Genomic DNA, 19,738 nt, shown 5'->3' with positions numbered 1-19,738 from the left:
GCGGGGAGCCAGCCCCGGTATCACTTACGCAGACCGAGTTTTTCGATCAAAGCACGGTAAGCGTCTGGATTACGACCTTTCAGGTAATCCAGCAATTTGCGACGACGGCTAACCATGCGCAACAGACCACGACGGGAGTGGTGATCTTTGTTGTGAGCCTTGAAGTGGCCGGTCAATTCGTTGATGCGAGCGGTCAGCAAAGCCACTTGCACTTCTGGGGAGCCTGTATCGCCTTGTTTACGCTGAAACTCGGAAACGATATCGACTTTTTTGATATCTGCAACTGCCATTTTATATAGCCTCTAAGACTTGCGTTAGGACCGAGGTGCCCTAACGTGTTGAAAATGAAATTGAGTACACCGGCCCAACGGGCCCGTGCAAGCAAACGATTATAACGAAAAACCAGGATCAGCGTTAAGCATTTCGCCTTGCGCCTCCACTGAAGCCGACAACTTTAGTTGTTTCCACGCCGTAGTCGCGCCAAGGCACGGGCACGACGCCAACGCCAGGCCATCACAAACCATCCCGACAGCCCATACAGGCAGAACAGACCAAACAGAAAGACGGGCGGATCGGTCGACACAAATACAAAGACCAGCACAAACAGCAACATGCCCCAAAATGGAACGCTGCGGCTGATGGCAAAGGACTTGCCGCTATAAAACGGCGCATTGGATACCATGGCCAGGCCGGCGTAAATAGTCAGACCAAAGGCTACCCAGGGGATCACATTGACTTGCAGCGACAATTTATTGTCCACGGCCAGCCAGACAAAACCGGCTACCAGCGCGGCGGCGGCCGGACTGGGTAAACCTTGAAAGAAACGCTTGTCGACCACTTCAATATTGGTGTTGAAACGAGCCAGACGCAAGGCGCCACCCGCCACATAGATAAAGGCGGCCAACCATCCCCAGCGTCCCAAGCCCTGCATGGCCCAAACATACATGACCAGCGCAGGAGCCGCACCAAAAGAGATCATGTCTGCCATGGAGTCATACTGCTCGCCAAAAGCAGACTGCGTATTGGTCAGCCGAGCAACCCGCCCATCCATCCCATCGAACACCAAGGCCAGGAAAATGGCGATGGCCGCCGCTTCAAAGCGACCGTTCATCGCTTGCACAACGGCATAAAAGCCCGCAAACAAATTGGCGGTGGTAAAGGCGTTGGGCAAAAGATAGATGCTACGCCGACGACGGGTTTCATCATTGAGCAAATTGGGCATAATTTATGCTTTAAGAGTTGTTGCTAAAGACTGAACACTCGAATGTAGCATTGTCCACAAGGCTACAGAGCGCAAATAGTTCAAGCAAATATAAGCCAGGACAAGCAAAAAAGACCGAGAGGCCTGCGACCAGGGCGTTCGCGAAGAACGAGTAGATTTTATCGAACTCGCTTGCGCAGCATGCTGACAAGGACGCGATGCTCACAGCAAGAGCACTGCATTTTATCGCGCAGTCATCAATACAGCCACAAGACAAGGACACAACGCGGGTATGCCTCCCTTGGCCTGGGCAGCCGCGCTGCGCGCCCAACGCGTCCTGCAATAAAAAAACCGGCTGACGCCGCGAGACATCAGCCGGTTCAGGTTCAAGACCAGAGCAGACTAGGCGCCTACCCCGATATCAAACTTAGTTCTTGGACTTATCGACCAATTTGTTGGCCGCAATCCAAGGCATCATGGAGCGCAGCTTGCTACCCACTTGCTCAATCTGCGATTCGGCATTGATACGACGACGCGAGATCAAGGTAGGAGCGCCAGCGGCGTTTTCCAGGATGAAGTTCTTGGCATAAACGCCGGTCTGGATGTCTTCCAGGCACTTGCGCATAGCCTTGCGGGTTTCTTCGGTAACAATCTTCGGACCGGTCTCGTACTCGCCGTATTCAGCGTTGTTGGAGATCGAGTAGTTCATGTTGGCGATACCGCCTTCGTAGATCAGGTCCACGATCAGCTTGAGCTCGTGCAAGCACTCGAAGTAAGCCATTTCAGGCGCGTAACCCGCTTCTACCAGCGTATCGAAGCCTGCTTTGATCAGCTCAACCGCACCGCCGCACAGAACAGCCTGTTCACCGAACAAGTCGGTTTCGGTTTCTTCGCGGAAGTTGGTTTCGATGATACCGGCACGACCACCGCCGTTAGCCGATGCGTAGGACAGAGCCACGTCGCGAGCAGCGCCGGTCTTGTCCTGGTAAACAGCGATCAGGTGAGGAACGCCGCCGCCTTGGCTGTAGGTGCCACGAACCGTGTGACCAGGAGCCTTGGGAGCAATCATGATGACGTCGATATCGTCACGGGGCACAACCTGGCCGTAGTGAACGTTAAAGCCGTGAGCAAATGCCAGAGCGGCGCCAGGCTTGATGTTCTCGGCAACCTGGTTGCGGTAAACCTCAGCAATGTTTTCGTCGGGCAACAAGATCATGACGACGTCAGCGCTCTTGACGGCTTCGGCCACTTCCTGAACTTTCAGGCCAGCGTTCTCGGCTTTGCTCCAGGAAGCGCCGCCTTTGCGCAGACCCACAACCACATTCACGCCGGACTCGTGCAGGTTCAGGGCGTGGGCGTGGCCTTGCGAACCGTAGCCGATGATGGCAACGGTCTTGCCTTTGATCAGGGAAAGATCACAATCCTTGTCGTAGAAAACTTTCATTTCAGGTGCTCCAAATTTAATAATTTCGCTTAAACAGCAATTCGAGAATGGCCGCTCATGCAGCAGCGGCACAAAAAGGACCTTGACTCATTACTTCCAGGACGGGGACACCGGCGTCTACACAGCACCAGACTGTGCATACCCTTTATAAGGCGCTGCCGTGAACGGCAGCCCCTTGAATAAAAGCGGTCATTCTGTCCTGAAAGAGCCTTGGCTTACAGCTTTAAGACACGCTCGCCACGGCTGACACCAGAGACTCCGGTGCGCACTGTTTCAAGAATGGCCGTGCGATCCAGCGCATTAATGAAAGCAGCAATTTTGTCTTGAACACCGGTCAGTTCGATGGTGTATGTCTTGTCCGTCACATCGATGATGCGGCCACGGAAAATATCCGCCATGCGCTTCATCTCTTCACGTTCCTTGCCGACAGCCCGCACCTTGATGAGCATCAGTTCACGCTCGATGTGAGGGCCTTCGGACAGATCCACCACCTTGACCACGTCAACCAGACGGTTCAAGTGCTTGGTGATCTGCTCGATGACGTCGTCCGCCCCTCGCGTCACGATGGTCATGCGAGACAGGGTGTCGTCCTCGGTAGGAGCAACCGTCAAGGTCTCGATGTTATAGCCACGAGCCGAAAACAGGCCAACCACACGGGACAGTGCGCCGGGCTCGTTTTCCAGAAGGATAGAAATGACGTGTTTCATGATTCTCTCCTTACAGATCGTCAGGGCCCAAGAGCATTTCTGTCAGGCCACGGCCTGCTTTCACCATCGGGAACACGTTTTCGGTTTGGTCCGTGATGAAGTTCAGAAATACCAGGCGGTCTTTGTGCGTGGTGAAGGCTTCGCGAATAGCAGGGACCACATCGGCTGGCTTGTCGATTTCCAGACCCACGTGACCGTAGCTTTCCACCAGTTTGACAAAGTCAGGCAATGCATCCACGTAGGACTCGGAATAGCGCGAGCCGTAATCGATCTGTTGCCACTGGCGCACCATGCCCAGATAACGATTGTTCAGACAAAGAATCTTGGGACTCAAGCGGTACTGTTTACACGTAGACAGTTCCTGGATATTCATCTGGATGGAGCCTTCACCGGTGATGACGGCAACATCCTGGCCTGGATTGGCCATCTGCACACCCATTGCGTAAGGCAAGCCCACGCCCATCGTGCCCAGGCCACCGGAATTGATCCAGCGACGAGGCTTATTGAATTTGTAGTACTGCGCCGCCCACATCTGGTGCTGACCCACATCGGAAGTCACGAATGCGTTGCCGCCCGTCACTTCCCACAGGGATTCCACCACAAATTGCGGCTTGATCAGTTCGTCCGACTTGGCGTAGGCCAGCGAGTTCTTGCCCCGCCAGACATTGATCTGCTTCCACCAGTCGTTCAGGGAAGGCTGGTGCTGCGATTCCTGACGGCTTTGCGCATACAGCTCATTGAACTCGGTCAGCACGTCTTTGACACAGCCCACAATCGGCACATCCACTTTCACGCGCTTGGAGATCACGGAAGGATCAATATCGATATGAATGATCTTGCGCGGATTCTGACCGAAATGACGGGTATTGCCGATCACGCGGTCATCAAACCGCGCACCGACAGCGACCAGCACGTCGCAATGCTGCATGGTCATGTTGGCTTCATAGGTACCGTGCATGCCGGGCATGCCGATGTACTGGTCGGCCGTGCCGGGATAGGCACCCAGACCCATCAAGGTCGTGGTGCAGGGTGCGCCACTGAGCTTGACCAGGTCATTGAGTTCGCTTTCTGCATTACCCAGCACCACGCCACCACCCACGTAGATCAGCGGGCGCTCGGCGCTGTTGAGAATCTGGACAGCCTTTTTGATTTGCCCCTGATGGCCCTTGGTCACCGGCGCATAGGAGCGCATCTTGACTTCGCCACGCTTAGGCGTGTATTTGCACGTTGCGGTCGTAATATCTTTGGGGATATCAATCAGCACGGGGCCTGGACGGCCGGTAGTGGCAATAAAGAATGCCTTGCGAATGGTATCGGCCAGATCACGGACATCGCGCACCAGAAAGTTGTGCTTGACGCAGGGACGGGTAATGCCAATGGCATCACATTCCTGGAAAGCATCTTCGCCAATGGCCTGCGTGCTGACCTGACCACTGATGATGACCATCGGAATGGAATCCAGGTACGCGGTCGCAATACCGGTCACGGCATTGGTGACGCCCGGGCCACTGGTTACCAGTGCCACGCCAACTTTCTGGGACGAACGAGAATAGGCATCCGCAGCATGAACAGCGGCCTGTTCATGACGCACAAGAATGTGCTGGAAGCGGTCCTGCTTGAAGATTGCGTCGTAAATATAGAGAACGGCACCACCCGGGTATCCGAAAACGTGTTCTACGCCTTCGTCCGCGAGCGTGCGCACAACAATATCTGCGCCATTTAATTCAGACATGAGTTTTCCTTTCAGTCTTGCTCTGCAATATCGATCGACCACGACGGTCCGAGCTTGAACCGATGTCAGCAACATGATCTGGCGCTTCATGGTCCACAGGACCACACCACCCAGACACATTACCGTCCGGCCTGCACTCTTCGACACCCAGTGCGTGCACACAAAAACGTATGCGTTAGCTTGAAACGGAAGTCCTGGCATCCCACGCTTGTGACGCGGCCAGCAACAAAGTTTTTAGGCGCAAAAAACCGGGCGGATGGCCCGGTTAACAGTGCCTCGCTACAATTTGCTCGGATACGGAGCAAAAACACCTGGTTACTTTACCTTGCCTGCACAAAGCGAGCAACTGTGATTGTTGGTAAAGTGCAAAAAAACAGGCTTAAAGCGGGCATACGTAAAACGATATACTGTCTACCTATGACGAGCTGTCCGGGTATTTTATGGCATCGCCCATTCCACAATTAAAACAATTCCTGTATAGCCACTACTTTTTCGGTGGACTGCGCCAGTCCATCGGGGTACTGCTGCCGGTCATTATTTTGGGCCGGTTTTTTGGTCACTATGACATCGGGGTCATTGCGTCCATGGGCGCGACCTGCGTTGCCATCATTGACCAACCCGGCGGCCCGCGCCGCTACCGCAACAATGAAATGCTCGGCGGTATTGCCTTGGGCACGGTCACCGTGGGCCTGACCGGCTTAGCCTCCAGTTCCCCTTTGCTGCTGGTGCTGTGCGTCCCCTTGCTCTGCTTTCTGTACAGCATGTTTTCTGTCTTTGGTCGCCGCGGCGGGCTGATCGGTTTTGCTGCCCTGCTGCTGATGACCTTGACGATGCGCTTTCCCATGCAGCCTCATGAAGTGCTGGCGCACACCCTTTACTCGTTTGCCGGCGGCCTGTCCTATTATCTGTTCAGCACGCTGTTTCGACGCTTGTTCTGGTATCGGGAAGAACGTCAGACTCTGGCTGTTGCACTGTTTGCCACCGCTGAGTACATGGAAGCCCGATCACAGTTCTATGACTCCAGCTCGGATCTGGACGCTTGCTATCGGCGGCTGATCAACCTTCAATCCAATATGACCGAAAAGCATCAGGCGGCCCGCGATGTGGTACTGCGCGAACTGCCACGCGGTCATGGGCGGGGAGATCATCACCGCAAGGCGCTGCTGACCATCTTTCTGAACATGGTCAGCATTCTGGACTCGCTGGTTGCCACTTACACCGACTACACCGTCCTGCGCCGCCAGCTTTCCGACAGCGATTTTATGGTTTTTGCGCGTGACGGCTTGCACAAGCTGTCGCTGGATATTGGCCGCATCGCCATGAATGTTTCACGCAGCGCTCGCACAACCCGTCGCTCCAGCGTCAAAGCGGAAATCCGCGCCATGGAATACGAGCTGGAGAAATACAAACGTCAGGGCATGTCTCAATCCGACCCCGAAACGTATGCCCTGTTAGTCCAGGTGCTGCGCCGCATGCGCAACCTGAACCGGATCGTCGACAGCATGGCCAGCCTGTCACACAGAGCCAGCCAGAATCTTCCGGTCGACCAGTACCTGAACAAATCACTCAGCCGCATGCTGTCGCGCGAAGAACTGCGTCTGGGCATGCTGACCAGTAATCTCAAGCTGAAGTCCTCGCACTTCCGCTATGCAGCACGCGTCAGCATCGCCTCCATCGTGGCCCTGGGAATTGGTGCACTTAGCGCTCACTTCCAAAGCGAACTGGGCCTGGTCAGTGCCCTGACCGCTCACAGTTACTGGATCATCCTGACAATTCTGGTGATCATGAAACCGGGCTTTGCCATCACCCGTCAACGTAATGGCTGGCGGCTGTTTGGCACGATACTGGGCTGTGCGGCGGCCTTTCTGCTGCTCAAGCTCACCGATAACCGTGAGCTGTATCTGATTGCCATGTTGCTGGCCTATCTGCTTGGCAACAGTCTGGTTCAATTGAACTTCTTGTTATCCGCCCTGTTCAATACCATTTTTGTCATTCTGTCCTTCCAGTTCCTGTCTACAGGCGGCTCTTTCATTATTGGAGAGCGCCTGGTCGATACGCTGATCGGTTGCGGCATTGCCATGGCGGCCAGTTATTTGCTCCCGAACTGGGAATCCACGGCTATGACGGGCCTGGCACGCGCAGCCTTGGCCGCCAATAAAGAGTTCTGGCGGGCCGGTCTGGAGTTCGCTCGTCTGAGTCGTCTGCACAACCAGAACCTCAGAAATGATAAAGCGGGCGAACCCACGATGACAGAGGCTCAGAAAGCTCAGGTGGATCTGGATTTGATGGAAGCCGACACCGCCTGGCAGGTGGCGAACAAGAATGTTCACATTGCCTTTAGCAACTTTGCCTCGGCCTTCTATCGCATGATGGACGAACCTGTCAGCCGACAAGCCAATGTGTCCCTGCTGAACAATCTGCTGATTCAGAACCATGTGCTGGCCTCGCAGATCAGTGCCGCAGCCCCGCTTCTGGCTAATTTGAGCCAGATTCCGCCAGGCATCCAAAACGCTCTGGATGCGATTGGTGCACTCATCAACGATCAGGATGCAGACCCGCCCGCCTCCATCGAAACGGAAGGCGAACTGGCCATGCTGGCCTACCCAATCCGTCAAATGAGCAAGGCAGCCCAGTTGATTCGCCAGGATATGAGAGGGCTGGAATACAGTGCTGGCCCACAGCTGCCACCCGAGCGCAAGCAGGAGCTGAACCAGCAAGGGGCTTGATGACCATGCCCCGCTTACCTAAGGAACTCACTGTCAGAGCCGAATAAACAAAAGCACAAAGCACAAAGCACAAAGCACAAAGCACAAAGCACAAAGCACAAAGCACAAGAGCATAGGGCGCGAAGCCCTCATCTGGTCGCAGCACTAAAAAGAAAAAGGCAAGGCGCAATATACATGGCCTTGCCTTTCCTTTTCATCTCTGCAACACCGCTGATCCGCTAACGAGCTGCCCCTACGGCGCAAGCCATAAATCTATCTGCGCATCAAGCCTTGGCGTCCTGCTCGGAGCGACGAAACACCAGCTTGTCCTCGCTGGAGAGCTCAGGCTGGAACACATAGCCTTCACGATCAAAGGCCTTCAAAGCCTCTACCGTTTGAACACGATTATCAATCACAAAGCGGGCCATCAAACCACGCGCTTTCTTGGCATAAAAACTGATGATCTTCCAGACGCCATTCTTCTCGTCCTGGAAAACACACTGCACCACGCGAGCTCGCAGGGATTTTTGATCCACCGCCTTGAAATACTCTTCCGACGCAAGGTTCAAGACAACAGGATCAGCATCACCTTCCTGACGCTCGTTCAGATAATTGGCAATACGGCTTCCCCAATAAGCGTACAAATTCGCACCACCGGGATTCCTCAAACGAGTGCCCATTTCCAAACGATAGGGCCGCATCAAGTCCAAAGGACGCAAGGCTCCATAAAGCCCACTCAAGATCACGATGTGATCCTGAGCCCACTTGAGTTCCTTGTCCGACAAATCCGTGGCAGCCAAGCCCTCATACACATCGCCGTTAAACGCCAAAATAGCCTGTCGTGCGTTGGAGCGGTCAAACTTGGGCTCCCACTCCTGATAGCGCTGAACGTTCAGCCGTGCCAGATCGTCACTCAGCTTCATCAGGCCCGCTATATCCTCTTCGGACTGAGTGCGCAAAATATCAATCAAGCCTTGCGCCTGCTCCACAAACAAGGGTTGGGTTTCCAGCTGTGTACGTACAGGAGAATCGTAATCCAGCTTCTTGGCTGGCGAGAGCAATAACAACATGCGCCTATATCCTTTCTAACCAAACAGATAAAGGGAGCCCCCTTTATCTGCCATGAACAAAAAACGCGCTGACCGCGATTAGCGCGCCGTCCAGCCACCATCCAGGCTGAGCGTCGTCCCCGTCATCTGATCTGCAGCAGCCGAACACAGGAACACCGCCGCCCCACCCAATTGCTCGGGCGTCACAAACTGCAGGGAAGGCTGTTTCTCTGCCAGCAACTCGCGAGCAGCGGCTTCAATATCCATGCCTTTTTGCTGACTGATGGCCTCAATCTGCTTTTCCACCAGCGGTGTGCGGACCCACCCGGGACAAATCGCATTGCACGTAATGCCCTTGCCGGCATTTTCCAGCGCCGTCACTTTGGTCAGCCCAACAACGCCATGCTTGGCCGCCACATACGCCGACTTATTCACCGAGGCCACCAAACCATGGGCCGAAGCGATATTGATGATACGTCCCCACCCCTGCTTTTGCATGATGGGCAAGGCAGCAGCCGTACCATGAAAGACAGCAGACAGGTTCAGCGCAATAATGGCGTTCCATTTGTCGACAGGAAAGTCCTCAATGGTTGCTGTGTACTGGATGCCAGCGTTATTGACCAGAATATCCAGGCCACCCAGGGCTTGCGCGGCCTTGGCAACAAAGTCACGTGTCGCCTGGGCGTCACTCAGGTCCGCATTCAGATAATAGGCGTGGATGCCGAATCTGGACTCCAGAGAACTGCGCTCGCGCTCGATATCTTCAGGCTGACCAAAACCGTTGATCACCACATCCGCACCTGCTTTTGCCAATTCGGTGGCCATGGCCAGACCAATACCACTGGTCGATCCCGTTACGATCGCTTTTTTACCTTTCAGCATAGATACCTCGTGAGTATGGACAACAGAGAACTGAAACCTCAAGTGTACTCGCCGCTCTGCATGGCCGGACAAGACGTCAGGAGAGTTTTGTCCGAGCTGAGCGCCCACCCCGCGGGGCGACAGATAGCCCCGTAACACCGGAGTAATCTGTGCTCACGTGGGCATCGACACAGGTCATGTCTGCCCAATCGGAACGGAGAACCCGCGTTTCGGCAGGCAATTGCCCGTCAGACAGCCATACGTTTCCCACTTTAACGCCGCAACATGACAGGCAACTGGCCAACAAAACCGACAAGGCAAATAGAAAACAAAAAAGCCCTTGAATAATCAAGGGCTTTTAAAATTCTAAGTGGCGGACAGGGTGGGATTCGAACCCACGGTACGCTTGCACGTACGCCTGATTTCGAGTCAGGTACATTCGACCACTCTGCCACCTGTCCGCGATTGCTTATATGGTTACAAGCAAGCCCATAAATATAGATGAAAGAATGCGTTTTGACAAGCACTAACCGTGTAGAGTGCCTCGTTCCACGCGCACGGTCAGTCGGCGGAACCTGCCTCAGAACCCAAAGTATTCTTTTTGATCAAGGGTTTACCCTTTATTTTCGACTGTTTTGCTTGTTTGCTCTGGTAGGCGGGCCTATATTGGAATCACACATTGATGCATCGCAGCCCTGCCTTTTCTCCGGCAGTCCTTGTAATTCCAGTGCAAAACACTGGACTTGATAAAAGGAATTGTCATGCAAACCTTCCAATGGATTATTGATGCCAACGGCGATGGCCTGTACAGCCTGAATGAAATCCTCCAGACCTTGCGCTGGGCTTTCCGAATTCCAGGCAGTCTAGTAGTGGAGACATTGGGCTCTGTTCCATATCTGTCAGACGTACTTCGTATCCAGGCCTCGGAAGCGACGGGCTACGCCTCCTTGCGAGGTGGGCTGGTCAATATCCTATCGCTATTTTTCTGGGCCGGCCTGTGCCTCTGGTTTCTGGAGATCAACTCCAAGCCCCGTGCGGAACCCCCACAGCGTAAAACTCGCCTGACCCCGCATCTGCATAAACAGAGTGATTCCGCGCACGCTCAACAACTGCACGCGAACCACAATCGCCGCCCGGTCCGTCACCGTCAGGTTGAACGGCACACCTTCTGACCCGACTGCATGGCTCCCCTGTCCATCCGGACAGGGGAAATAGTTGTTAAGAAAGGTAAATCCTGAGCATAGCTCATACGAGTCATGTTGCTTTTGGAAGTGCTTTGGCAGGTTTGCCTAACGTTTGAGCCTGCAAATCCGGGCAACAATCGCTGCAGCTAGAGTCACGTGAGGTGCAGCATATGAAAAAACTACTGTTCGCCAGTTTGATGGCCTTGAGCACCAGCACCGCCTTTGCGGGCGGTGTGAATGTGGACATCAATGTTGGTATTCCCGGGATTGGTTATGGGCCCATCTTCTACCCACCCGCACGTGTTGTGGAGCGCCCGGTTTATGTCGCGCCCCCGCCAGTGGTTTACCATCCACCCCGTTACGTCTATCGTCCCGGCTACGTGGAGTATGGACGCGGCAGCAAAGAGTGGCGCAAAGAACAACGGCGGGCTCACAAACGCTGGCGCAAGCATCAGGAGCGCTACTGGGATGATGACTGACCCATCTGAACGGAGCCAAGCATAAAAAAGGGCTGAGGACCACAACGGTCATCAGCCCTTTCTCTTTTAAGACAGCCGCTTTACTGCGCAGGCACCAGACGTTCCAGACCACCCATGTAGGGGCGCAGAACCTTGGGCACAATCACGCTGCCATCTTCTTGCTGGTGATTTTCCAGCACCGCCACCAAGGCGCGTCCCACCGCCAGACCCGACCCGTTCAATGTGTGCACAAACTCGGGGCGAGCCTTGCTGTCAGCACGAAAACGCGCTTGCAAGCGACGAGCCTGGAAAGCTTCGCAGTTCGAGACCGAAGAAATCTCGCGGAACGTATCCTGTGCGGGCAACCACACCTCCAGATCATAGGTTTTGGCCGCCGAAAAGCCCATGTCGCCCGTACAGAGCTGCACCACACGGTAAGGCAGCTCCAGAGCCTGCAGCACGTGTTCAGCGTGGCCGACCATAGCCTCCAGCGCCTCGTAAGATTTTTCAGGGTGGACAATCTGCACCATTTCTACTTTGTCGAACTGGTGCTGACGAATCACACCGCGGGTGTCCCGGCCACCGCTACCGGCCTCCGAACGGAAGCAAGGCGAGTGAGCAGTCAGACGCATGGGCAACGCATCACCAGCCAGAATCTCGTCGCGCACCATGCCCGTCAAACTGATCTCGGAGGTGGAGATCAAGTACAGGTCTTCGGGCTTGGATTCGGCCGGATCGGCTGGCTCATTGTCCTGACCACCCTTGGTGACCCAGAACATATCATCCTTGAACTTGGGCAGCTGGCCAGTACCGTACAAGGTGGAGGCGTTCACGATGTAGGGGGTATAGCATTCGGTGTAACCATGCTCTTGCACTTGCGTGTCCAGCATGAACTGAGCCAGCGCACGGTGCAAACGGGCCAGAGGGCCACGCAAGACCATGAAACGGGCACCCGCCAGCTTACGAGCCGACTCAAAATCCAGGCCCAGCTTTTCACCCAGATCCACGTGATCGCGCGGCTCAAAGGTGATGTGCGCGGGCTTGCCCTGTTCATCTTTAGGGCCGGGAATCCAACGGCGCACTTCGACGTTGTCTTCTTCGGACTCGCCCACCGGCACGCTTTCGTGCGGCAGGTTGGGAATTGTGGCGAACCAGGAGGACAGCTCGGCCTGTACTTGGGACAGATCCTGCTCCAGCTGCTTCAAACGCACCGGGATTTGCTGGGATTGAGCCAATGCCTCGCTAGCGTCTTCGCCCTTGGACTTGAGCTGGCCAATACGTTTGGCCAGTGCATTGCGCTCGGCCTGCAGAGTTTCTGTTTCCACCTGCACCGCTTTGCGGCGGGCTTCCAGCTGCTGGAAACGCTCGGTGTCAAATTGCACGCCACGTTTCGCCAAGCCCTGTACCAGCGGCTCCAAGTCTTTGCGTAATTGGTTCAGATCTAACATTTAATAGCCATATAGGTGATGGTTCAATCCCGATTGATGTGGTGATTTTAACCGCAAGCCACCACAAGCGCAGCACAGCGCACGCAGTAGCGGGATATCGGGAAATACGGGGGTGACAGGCCCAGCAAGCGCCCGTCCTGTCTTAAGTGTCTTTTTTACCGGCCTGCTCGTCCAGTTGACGCAGGCGTTCCATTTTTTCAGCAATCTTGATTTCCAGACCGCGAGGTACTGGCTGATACCAATGGGGGTCGGGAATGCCGTCCGGCAGGTAGGTCTCGCCCGCCGCGTAGGCATTGGGCTCGTCGTGAGCATAGCGATACGCATGACCGTGGCCCAGCTCTTTCATCAGCTTGGTCGGCGCGTTGCGCAAATGCACGGGTACTTCACGGCTCTTATCCTGCTTTACAAAGGCGCGAGCCTGGTTGTAGGCCTTATACCCCGCATTGCTCTTGGGAGCGATGGCCAGATAGATGACTGCCTGTCCCAGGGCCAGTTCGCCTTCGGGGCTGCCCAGCCGCTCGAAGGTCAAGGCAGCATCGTTAGCAATTTGCATGGCGCGCGGATCGGCCAGACCGATATCCTCCCAAGCCATGCGAATGATACGACGCGACAAATAACGGGCATCCGCCCCGCCGTCCAGCATCCGAGTGAGCCAATACAAAGCCGCATCCGGGTTGGAACCACGCACCGATTTATGCAAAGCAGAAATCTGGTCATAGAAATTATCGCCCCCCTTGTCAAAGCGTCGGGAGTTCAAGGTCAAGGCGTTTTGCAAAAAGTCTGTGGTAACCAGCTCGGTGCCCGAGGTCTTGGCAGCTGTATTGGTCTGCTCGAGCAGGTTCAAAAAACGTCGCGCATCGCCGTCGGCATAGCCGATCAAGGTATCAACAGCTTGATCCTCAAACTCCAGACCCTCCAGCGCGTTTTGCTCCTGTACGCGGCGCAGCAGCCGTTTAAGCTCATCATCCGTCAGGGATTTAAGTACATAAACTTGCGCCCGCGACAGCAAGGCCGAATTGACCTCAAACGAGGGGTTTTCCGTCGTGGCACCAATAAAGGTCACCAAGCCGCTCTCGGCATAGGGTAGCAGTGCATCCTGCTGGGACTTGTTGAAGCGATGAATCTCGTCCACAAACAGGATGGTGTGCTTGCCCATGGTCAGGTTGTGCTGGGCTTGCTCCATGGCGGCACGAATATCCTTCACGCCCGAAAAAACGGCCGACAAGGCAATGAACTCGCACTCAAACGCACTGGCCGTCAAACGAGCCAAAGTGGTTTTACCAACACCCGGTGGCCCCCAGAAAATCATGGAGTGGGGTTTGCCAGACTGAAACGCCAAGCGCAAGGGCTTGCCCTCGCCCAGCAAATGGGACTGCCCTACTACTTGATCCAGTGTTTTGGGGCGCAGTGCTTCGGCCAAGGGTGCGGCGGGTTCCTGAGCGAACAAATCACGCATGGCGATCGCCCTTCCTAAAATGGCAAGACCTGGCCAAGCAGACCAGGTCTATATTGAAAACGTGTGGTACTAAAGCGAACGGCACGCTGGCTCTGACTGTCTTGGCACCAGAGCCACAACGCCTTAGGGCATGGACACCACATCCACGCCGGCGGGAGCTTTGAAAGTAAACGTGCTGGCGCTAATACGGGGGTTGGGTTCCAGAGCGGTGAAATCAATATAGGTGGTCTGCCCAAATGAGTCCTGCAACTCAAGACGACGAGGCTCACTGCCCTTGAAGCCAATATCCACATAGGAAAAGCCAGCATCAGTTTGCAAAGGCGTGGCTCGTATCCACTCCATCCCATCCCGCGACGCCTGCTCGACCAGTCGGAACGAATCTTCCAGATTGCCAGTACCAAACAATATAGCGGCAGGCGAAGCGCCAATAGACTGATCTACTCCACGCTCGGTGACCTGTGCCAGATCCGGGTCGTATTGATACAGTACCTTGCCGTCCGACACGATCAACTGCTCATAAGGGCGCTGCACATGCCACTTGAACTGGCCCGGACGCTGAAACACGAACTGCCCTGACTGCGGCGCACCTTTGGATTGGCCGTTGCTGTCTACGGTGCGCTGAGAGAACTCTCCCTTGGCGGCACGTACATCCTGCACAAAGGAGCGCAATTGCTCGCCGCCCGATGCGGCCAGGGTCAAGGCAGGTGTGGCAGCCAGCAACATGCTGGCCAACAATGTCTTAATCTTCATCTTTGGCACCTCCTGCGGGGACCAGAATTTCACGGTTACCATTGGGCTGCATGGCCGATACCAGCCCCGCCTGCTCCATTTGTTCCAGCAGCCGTGCTGCCCGGTTATAACCGATACGTAAATGACGCTGTACCGAGGAAATCGAAGCGCGACGATTTTTGATAATGACCTGAACAGCCTGGTCGTACAAGGGATCGGCTTCCGCATCCGCCATGCCCGTTATGGGATTGACGCCCTCGCCCGACTCTCCTTCGATGGCGCCTTCCAGCAAACCTTCAATGTAATCGGGCTCACCATGTTCTTTCAGATGCTCGACCACCCGGTGAACCTCGTCATCGCTGACAAATGCACCGTGTACACGTTTGGGCAAACCGGTGCCAGGAGGCAGATACAGCATATCGCCCTGTCCAAGCAAGGTTTCCGCACCCATCTGATCCAAAATGGTGCGCGAGTCGATCTTGGAGGACACCTGAAAAGCGATACGGGTAGGAATGTTCGCCTTAATCAGACCCGTAATCACATCCACACTAGGACGCTGTGTAGCCAGAATCAAGTGAATACCGGCCGCACGGGCCTTCTGAGCCAAACGGGCAATCAACTCTTCGATCTTCTTGCCTTGCACCATCATCAGGTCAGCCAGCTCGTCAATAATGACGACAATCATGGGCAGAACGGACAGTGGCTCGGGAGCATCCGGCGTCAAGGAGAAAGGATTGGGGATAGGCTCTTCACGCTTTTGCGCTTCGCGTATCTTGGCGTTGTAACCGGCCAGATTGCGCACGCCCAGCTTGCTCATCAAGCGGTAGCGTTTTTCCATCTCCGCCACACACCAGTTCAAGGCGTTGGACGCCAGACGCATATCCGTGACCACCGGCGCCAGCAAATGAGGAATCCCTTCATAGACACTCATTTCCAGCATCTTGGGATCGATCAGGATCAGGCGCACATCGGCCGGGTCTGCCTTGTACAGCAACGACAAAATCATGGCATTAATCCCGACAGACTTACCGGAGCCCGTCGTACCCGCCACCAGCAGGTGAGGCATTTTGGCCAAATCTGCCACCACAGGCTTGCCGGCAATATCCTTGCCCAACGCCATGGTCAGCAGGGATGCACTGCTGTGATAGGTCTGCGATCCGACGATTTCCTCCAGACGCACCATTTGACGACGAGGGTTGGGTAGCTCCAGCCCCATCAGGTTCTTACCGGGAATGGTTTCCACCACCCGGATGCTGACCAGACTCAAGGCGCGGGCCAGGTCTTTGGCCAGATTCACGATCTGGCTGCCCTTCACGCCCGTGGCTGGCTCGATCTCGTAGCGTGTAATAACCGGACCGGCCTGGGCAGCCACCACCGTTACTGCCACGCCAAAATCCGACAGCTTCTTTTCGATCAGCCGCGAAGTGAACTCAATGGTCTCTGGCGATACGGTCTCCACATTGTCAGCGGCCGGGTCCAATAAGGACAGTGGGGGTAAATCACTCACCTCGCCCGCCTGACGGGGTGCCTTGAACAAGGTTTGCTGCTTTTCTTTCTCGACACGTTCGGATTTGGGCACGGCTACAAAAGCGGGCTCGATCCGAACAGGCTGCTCATGAACCAGTTGTTCCTGCTTGGCCACGACGCTTTCCGTACGCTCGGCACGTTTGACCTCGCCCACACGCCGATCCTGACGGGCCGACCAAAATGTCATGAGCCGGGCAATCGCCCCTTCAATCAAGCCGCCCAGACGTTCCGCCAGCGTCAACCAGGAAAAACCGAAGAACAAACTGGCCCCGCCGGCAAGCAGGCCCATCAGCACCAACGTAGCACCACCAAAGCCTATCGACGTTACCAACAGTTGCGATAATAATTGGCCCAACTGCCCGCCAGCGCCAGCCGGAAGCTGCCACTGCTGGCCTAGCTCTTTAAAAAAGAGTGATTCCAGGCCCATGCTGCCCAGAAACAGAAAGAAAAACCCGATACCCGTTTCCCATCGCACTCGGGGCAACACGTCCTCGTTCTTGGTGCTGGGCAGAAGTAACGCAGTCAGCCGGTAAAAACCCACGGCAACGCGTTGCACCAGCAGCACAACCCAAAGCCAGGACGTCAGCCCGAAAAGAAACAATAGAAAATCGGCGATGTGGGCACCAAAGATGCCCCCGCCATTTTGTGTAAGGCCGGAATGCACAGAGTGCGACCAGCCGGGATCACCCGGGTCCCAGGTTGCCAGTACCAGACCTAGCCAGGCTGCCAGTGCAGCGAAGATGATCCACCGTGCTTCGCGCAGCAATCCTGTCAGGCGCTGCTGCAAGGCAGAAGGCCCATTGCGCACATTTTTGGATGACCGGGACGAACGAGGGGATGTTGCAGGTATTCTTGCCATGGACTCATTATAATTGGAGATCGTCTTTTTCGGATTTTCTGTGATGTCGACTACTAAGCACGCAAAAGTACTCATTCTGGGCTCAGGCCCGGCCGGCTATACCGCAGCGATCTACGCCGCCCGCGCCAACCTCAAGCCTGTCTTGGTCACTGGCATGGAGCAAGGTGGCCAACTGATGACCACCACGGATGTAGACAACTGGCCGGCCGATGCCCAGGGCGTCCAGGGACCTGATCTTATGGCACGTTTCCAGGCTCATGCAGAACGATTCGAAACAGAATTAATCTTTGACATGGTGTCCTCGGTCGATCTCTCCACCCGCCCCCTGACCCTGCACGGCGATAGTGGCACAGTCTACACCTGCGATGCGCTGATCATTGCGACAGGCGCATCGGCTCAGTACCTGGGCTTGCCAACAGAACAGGAGTTCATGGGCCGTGGTGTGTCCGGTTGCGCAACGTGTGACGGTTTCTTCTACAAGAATCAGGACGTGGCTGTGGTCGGAGGTGGTAACACGGCCGTTGAAGAGGCTCTGTACCTGTCCAATATCTGCAAAACCGTGACGCTGATTCACCGTCGCGATACCTTCCGCTCCGAACCCATCCTGACCGACAAGCTGATGGATCGCGTCCAGAACGGCAACATCCGTCTGAAATTGCACAGCGAACTGCAGGAAGTACTGGGTGATGCATCCGGCGTGACAGGTGCTCGCATCATCAACAATCAGACTCAAGCCACGGAAGACCTGGCAGTGACCGGCGTATTCATCGCCATTGGCCACAAGCCCAATACCGGTATCTTCGAAGGCAAGCTGGATATGCACGACGGCTACATCACTACGCGCAGTGGTCTGCAAGGCATGGCAACCATGACCTCCGTTCCGGGCGTATTTGCAGCGGGTGATGTACAAGACAATATCTATCGTCAGGCCATTACCAGTGCAGCCAGCGGTTGCATGGCCGCCCTGGACGCACAGCGCTGGTTGGATGAAAACCAATAAACCCAAAGCCGTGGGCCGTAGCCTGGCAGACCTGAAGAAGTTGCAAAGTCAGGTCCGCCAGGATCTCAATCCGCCTCCAGCCCCCGCCCGTCCTCAAGCCCGCAAGCGCCCGCGCCCGCCCGACCCGGGTGGCAAGCCAGCCCGACAAGCAGCCCTTGCCAGCACGGGAGTCCAAGACCCGGTTTCTTTACTGGACCCCAGCGACAGAGCCTGGCTGCGCCAGTCCCTGCGTGATGTGGCGCCCTTGAAAAAGCGCGGCCAACGCCTGATCGCCAATCGCCCCGCAGCCAGCCCGGAGCAATTGGAGCAGCGTCGCCGCCACGCAGTGGGCGCGCCCGCTTCTACCCCTGCCCTGCCGCAGGCCTCTGACCTGTATGTCAGCGCACAGGTTGAGAGCAATGATATCCGGCACCTGCGTGCGGGCTGTGGCCCCGATGTCTTGCGCGATCTGGAACGCAATCGTTGGCCCATCGAATCCAGTCTGGATTTACATGGCTCGGATGTAGAGCAGGCCCGCGAACGACTGGACAATTTCTTGCGTTCCTGTCTGGAACATGGCCTGCGCTGTGTACGCATTGTCCATGGCACGGGCTATGGTTCGCGCAATGGGGAACCCGTTTTACGCCATGCGGTGCGTCGCTGGCTGACCCAATTGCCCGACGTTCTGGCTTATGTTGAATGTGCCCCCAATGAAGGGGGGCAGGGCGCTGTCAAACTCCTGCTGCAGGCTGTGACTGAGCCCGGCGTTTGATTGTCCTGCGTGGGATAGAGACGTAAAAAAGGCCAGCTTTCGCTGGCCTTTTTTTTGTTGTTGTTATGTTGTACTGCCTATTGCTTTTATAGTAGTGACCGTTTTGCTTCGGTCTTTATTGCCCAGCTTTGCGGGCTATGTCTCCTCACCTGCATGGAACGTATTGTGCCCCATTTATAAAAGTGTCACACTTAGGGAATGCACTGATACCCGCATGGTAAGAAAATATCAGCCACTACCTTCGGCGCTTCTTATTGGGTTGCCGGGCCCTGCCCCTTCACAGCCCGTTTCAAAAACACCTGCATTTCTTTCTCTGCCTGCTTGTCGCCCTGCTCCTGAGCAATCACCAGACCTTGCTCCAGAACGTGCTGCGCCTGCGTAAATTGCCCCAGGTTGACCAGTACCCGCCCCAACAACTTCCAGGCTGCGGTGTAACGCGGATTCATTTCTACGGCTTTAGAAAAATGCTCGCGAGCCGCCTCCAGATCGCCCTCGCCCATACATGCGTTACCCAGGCCAAAGCGCAGTAAAGCGTTATCCTTGCCAGCAACCAGCAATTTTTCCAGTCCTTCACGCATAATCCGTACCCTTGAAAACAAAGCAAGTCGTGGTTGCGCTGTCTTCGTA

At 55.5% G+C, this 19,738-nt stretch carries 17 protein-coding genes and 1 tRNA gene; 5 read left to right on the top strand and 13 right to left on the bottom strand.

The annotated features are described in order from the left end of the window. Positions 1 to 20: 20 nt before the first annotated feature. The 5 genes from rpsO to ilvB form a co-directional block, all read right to left on the bottom strand. A complete protein-coding gene (gene rpsO / locus V6936_RS00925; RefSeq protein WP_003801068.1) occupies positions 21 to 290 on the bottom strand; it encodes a 30S ribosomal protein S15 in 270 nt (89 codons plus the stop codon). 164 nt (positions 291 to 454) lie between these two features. Further along, positions 455 to 1,222, bottom strand: coding sequence for a CDP-diacylglycerol--serine O-phosphatidyltransferase (pssA, locus tag V6936_RS00920; RefSeq protein WP_003801070.1), 768 nt, complete (start codon positions 1,220 to 1,222; stop codon positions 455 to 457). Positions 1,223 to 1,628: 406 nt separating this feature from the next. After that, complete coding sequence (gene ilvC / locus V6936_RS00915) at positions 1,629 to 2,645, bottom strand: ketol-acid reductoisomerase (protein ID WP_003801073.1); 1,017 nt, start codon at positions 2,643 to 2,645, stop codon at positions 1,629 to 1,631. Between the two features lie 215 nt (positions 2,646 to 2,860). Further along, positions 2,861 to 3,352: an acetolactate synthase small subunit gene (gene ilvN, locus V6936_RS00910; RefSeq protein WP_003801075.1), complete on the bottom strand. Its 492-nt coding sequence runs from the start codon at positions 3,350 to 3,352 to the stop codon at positions 2,861 to 2,863. Between the two features lie 10 nt (positions 3,353 to 3,362). Further along, on the bottom strand, positions 3,363 to 5,084 hold the full coding sequence (ilvB, locus tag V6936_RS00905; protein ID WP_003801077.1) for a biosynthetic-type acetolactate synthase large subunit: 1,722 nt from the start codon (positions 5,082 to 5,084) through the stop codon (positions 3,363 to 3,365). A gap of 440 nt (positions 5,085 to 5,524) precedes the next feature. Between ilvB and V6936_RS00900 the strand changes: the two genes are divergently transcribed. Further along, positions 5,525 to 7,810, top strand: coding sequence for an FUSC family protein (locus V6936_RS00900; protein ID WP_003801079.1), 2,286 nt, complete (start codon positions 5,525 to 5,527; stop codon positions 7,808 to 7,810). Between the two features lie 263 nt (positions 7,811 to 8,073). On the opposite strand, the gene yaaA is transcribed toward V6936_RS00900, so the two are convergent. From yaaA to V6936_RS00885, 3 genes are all read right to left on the bottom strand, one after another. After that, the gene (gene yaaA / locus V6936_RS00895; protein WP_131070748.1) at positions 8,074 to 8,859 is read right to left on the bottom strand and encodes a peroxide stress protein YaaA; all 786 of its coding nucleotides are present in this window, start codon (positions 8,857 to 8,859) and stop codon (positions 8,074 to 8,076) included. Positions 8,860 to 8,937: 78 nt separating this feature from the next. Next, positions 8,938 to 9,720 (bottom strand): 3-hydroxybutyrate dehydrogenase, encoded by a 783-nt coding sequence (locus V6936_RS00890; protein ID WP_003801083.1) that lies wholly within the window; start codon positions 9,718 to 9,720, stop codon positions 8,938 to 8,940. A 350-nt stretch (positions 9,721 to 10,070) separates the two neighbouring features. Then, positions 10,071 to 10,160 (bottom strand) — tRNA-Ser (locus V6936_RS00885). A 300-nt stretch (positions 10,161 to 10,460) separates the two neighbouring features. On the opposite strand from V6936_RS00885, the gene V6936_RS00880 reads away from it, so the two are divergent. After that, complete coding sequence (locus V6936_RS00880; protein WP_003801086.1) at positions 10,461 to 10,871, top strand: hypothetical protein; 411 nt, start codon at positions 10,461 to 10,463, stop codon at positions 10,869 to 10,871. 182 nt (positions 10,872 to 11,053) lie between these two features. Then, positions 11,054 to 11,362 (top strand): hypothetical protein, encoded by a 309-nt coding sequence (locus tag V6936_RS00875; RefSeq protein WP_003801088.1) that lies wholly within the window; start codon positions 11,054 to 11,056, stop codon positions 11,360 to 11,362. An 80-nt stretch (positions 11,363 to 11,442) separates the two neighbouring features. Here the strand turns inward: V6936_RS00875 and serS are convergent, their stop codons facing one another. The 4 genes from serS to V6936_RS00855 all read right to left on the bottom strand — a co-directional run bounded on the left by serS (position 11,443) and on the right by V6936_RS00855 (position 17,360). Continuing rightward, entirely contained in the window at positions 11,443 to 12,789 is a 1,347-nt protein-coding gene (gene serS / locus V6936_RS00870; RefSeq protein WP_003801090.1) for a serine--tRNA ligase, read from the bottom strand. 142 nt (positions 12,790 to 12,931) lie between these two features. Continuing rightward, the gene (locus tag V6936_RS00865) at positions 12,932 to 14,245 is read right to left on the bottom strand and encodes a replication-associated recombination protein A (protein ID WP_003801092.1); all 1,314 of its coding nucleotides are present in this window, start codon (positions 14,243 to 14,245) and stop codon (positions 12,932 to 12,934) included. A 123-nt stretch (positions 14,246 to 14,368) separates the two neighbouring features. Continuing rightward, positions 14,369 to 14,995, bottom strand: coding sequence for an outer membrane lipoprotein chaperone LolA (lolA, locus tag V6936_RS00860; RefSeq protein ID WP_003801094.1), 627 nt, complete (start codon positions 14,993 to 14,995; stop codon positions 14,369 to 14,371). Beyond that, a complete protein-coding gene (locus V6936_RS00855; RefSeq protein WP_039943203.1) occupies positions 14,985 to 17,360 on the bottom strand; it encodes a DNA translocase FtsK in 2,376 nt (791 codons plus the stop codon). Before V6936_RS00855 ends, lolA begins: the two co-directional genes overlap by 11 nt. A gap of 43 nt (positions 17,361 to 17,403) precedes the next feature. On the opposite strand from V6936_RS00855, the gene trxB reads away from it, so the two are divergent. Beyond that, complete coding sequence (gene trxB, locus V6936_RS00850; RefSeq protein ID WP_003801097.1) at positions 17,404 to 18,360, top strand: thioredoxin-disulfide reductase; 957 nt, start codon at positions 17,404 to 17,406, stop codon at positions 18,358 to 18,360. Next, on the top strand, positions 18,347 to 19,111 hold the full coding sequence (locus V6936_RS00845; protein WP_336579255.1) for a Smr/MutS family protein: 765 nt from the start codon (positions 18,347 to 18,349) through the stop codon (positions 19,109 to 19,111). The genes trxB and V6936_RS00845 overlap by 14 nt, the downstream gene beginning before the upstream one ends. 251 nt (positions 19,112 to 19,362) lie before the next feature. Here V6936_RS00845 and V6936_RS00840 read toward each other — a convergent pair whose 3' ends face one another. Next, complete coding sequence (locus V6936_RS00840; RefSeq protein ID WP_003801101.1) at positions 19,363 to 19,689, bottom strand: tetratricopeptide repeat protein; 327 nt, start codon at positions 19,687 to 19,689, stop codon at positions 19,363 to 19,365. Positions 19,690 to 19,738: the final 49 nt, after the last annotated feature.

It is taken from the genome of Alcaligenes sp. CHO6 (genome assembly GCF_037120595.1).
Classification (GTDB): domain Bacteria; phylum Pseudomonadota; class Gammaproteobacteria; order Burkholderiales; family Burkholderiaceae_B; genus Alcaligenes; species Alcaligenes ammonioxydans.
Note: the sequence above shows the minus strand (reverse complement) of the source record. Positions and strands in the feature narration are given on the sequence as shown.

What these genes read in the sequence shown, in the direction of transcription:
- rpsO (WP_003801068.1), bottom strand. Translation starts at nt 290, where the DNA reads ATGGCAGTTGCAGATATCAAAAAAGTCGATATCGTTTCCGAGTTTCAG.
- pssA (WP_003801070.1), bottom strand. Translation starts at nt 1,222, where the DNA reads ATGCCCAATTTGCTCAATGATGAAACCCGTCGTCGGCGTAGCATCTAT.
- ilvC (WP_003801073.1), bottom strand. Translation starts at nt 2,645, where the DNA reads ATGAAAGTTTTCTACGACAAGGATTGTGATCTTTCCCTGATCAAAGGC.
- ilvN (WP_003801075.1), bottom strand. Translation starts at nt 3,352, where the DNA reads ATGAAACACGTCATTTCTATCCTTCTGGAAAACGAGCCCGGCGCACTG.
- ilvB (WP_003801077.1), bottom strand. Translation starts at nt 5,084, where the DNA reads ATGTCTGAATTAAATGGCGCAGATATTGTTGTGCGCACGCTCGCGGAC.
- V6936_RS00900 (WP_003801079.1), top strand. Translation starts at nt 5,525, where the DNA reads ATGGCATCGCCCATTCCACAATTAAAACAATTCCTGTATAGCCACTAC.
- yaaA (WP_131070748.1), bottom strand. Translation starts at nt 8,859, where the DNA reads ATGTTGTTATTGCTCTCGCCAGCCAAGAAGCTGGATTACGATTCTCCT.
- V6936_RS00890 (WP_003801083.1), bottom strand. Translation starts at nt 9,720, where the DNA reads ATGCTGAAAGGTAAAAAAGCGATCGTAACGGGATCGACCAGTGGTATT.
- V6936_RS00880 (WP_003801086.1), top strand. Translation starts at nt 10,461, where the DNA reads ATGCAAACCTTCCAATGGATTATTGATGCCAACGGCGATGGCCTGTAC.
- V6936_RS00875 (WP_003801088.1), top strand. Translation starts at nt 11,054, where the DNA reads ATGAAAAAACTACTGTTCGCCAGTTTGATGGCCTTGAGCACCAGCACC.
- serS (WP_003801090.1), bottom strand. Translation starts at nt 12,789, where the DNA reads ATGTTAGATCTGAACCAATTACGCAAAGACTTGGAGCCGCTGGTACAG.
- V6936_RS00865 (WP_003801092.1), bottom strand. Translation starts at nt 14,245, where the DNA reads ATGCGTGATTTGTTCGCTCAGGAACCCGCCGCACCCTTGGCCGAAGCA.
- lolA (WP_003801094.1), bottom strand. Translation starts at nt 14,995, where the DNA reads ATGAAGATTAAGACATTGTTGGCCAGCATGTTGCTGGCTGCCACACCT.
- V6936_RS00855 (WP_039943203.1), bottom strand. Translation starts at nt 17,360, where the DNA reads ATGGCAAGAATACCTGCAACATCCCCTCGTTCGTCCCGGTCATCCAAA.
- trxB (WP_003801097.1), top strand. Translation starts at nt 17,404, where the DNA reads ATGTCGACTACTAAGCACGCAAAAGTACTCATTCTGGGCTCAGGCCCG.
- V6936_RS00845 (WP_336579255.1), top strand. Translation starts at nt 18,347, where the DNA reads ATGAAAACCAATAAACCCAAAGCCGTGGGCCGTAGCCTGGCAGACCTG.
- V6936_RS00840 (WP_003801101.1), bottom strand. Translation starts at nt 19,689, where the DNA reads ATGCGTGAAGGACTGGAAAAATTGCTGGTTGCTGGCAAGGATAACGCT.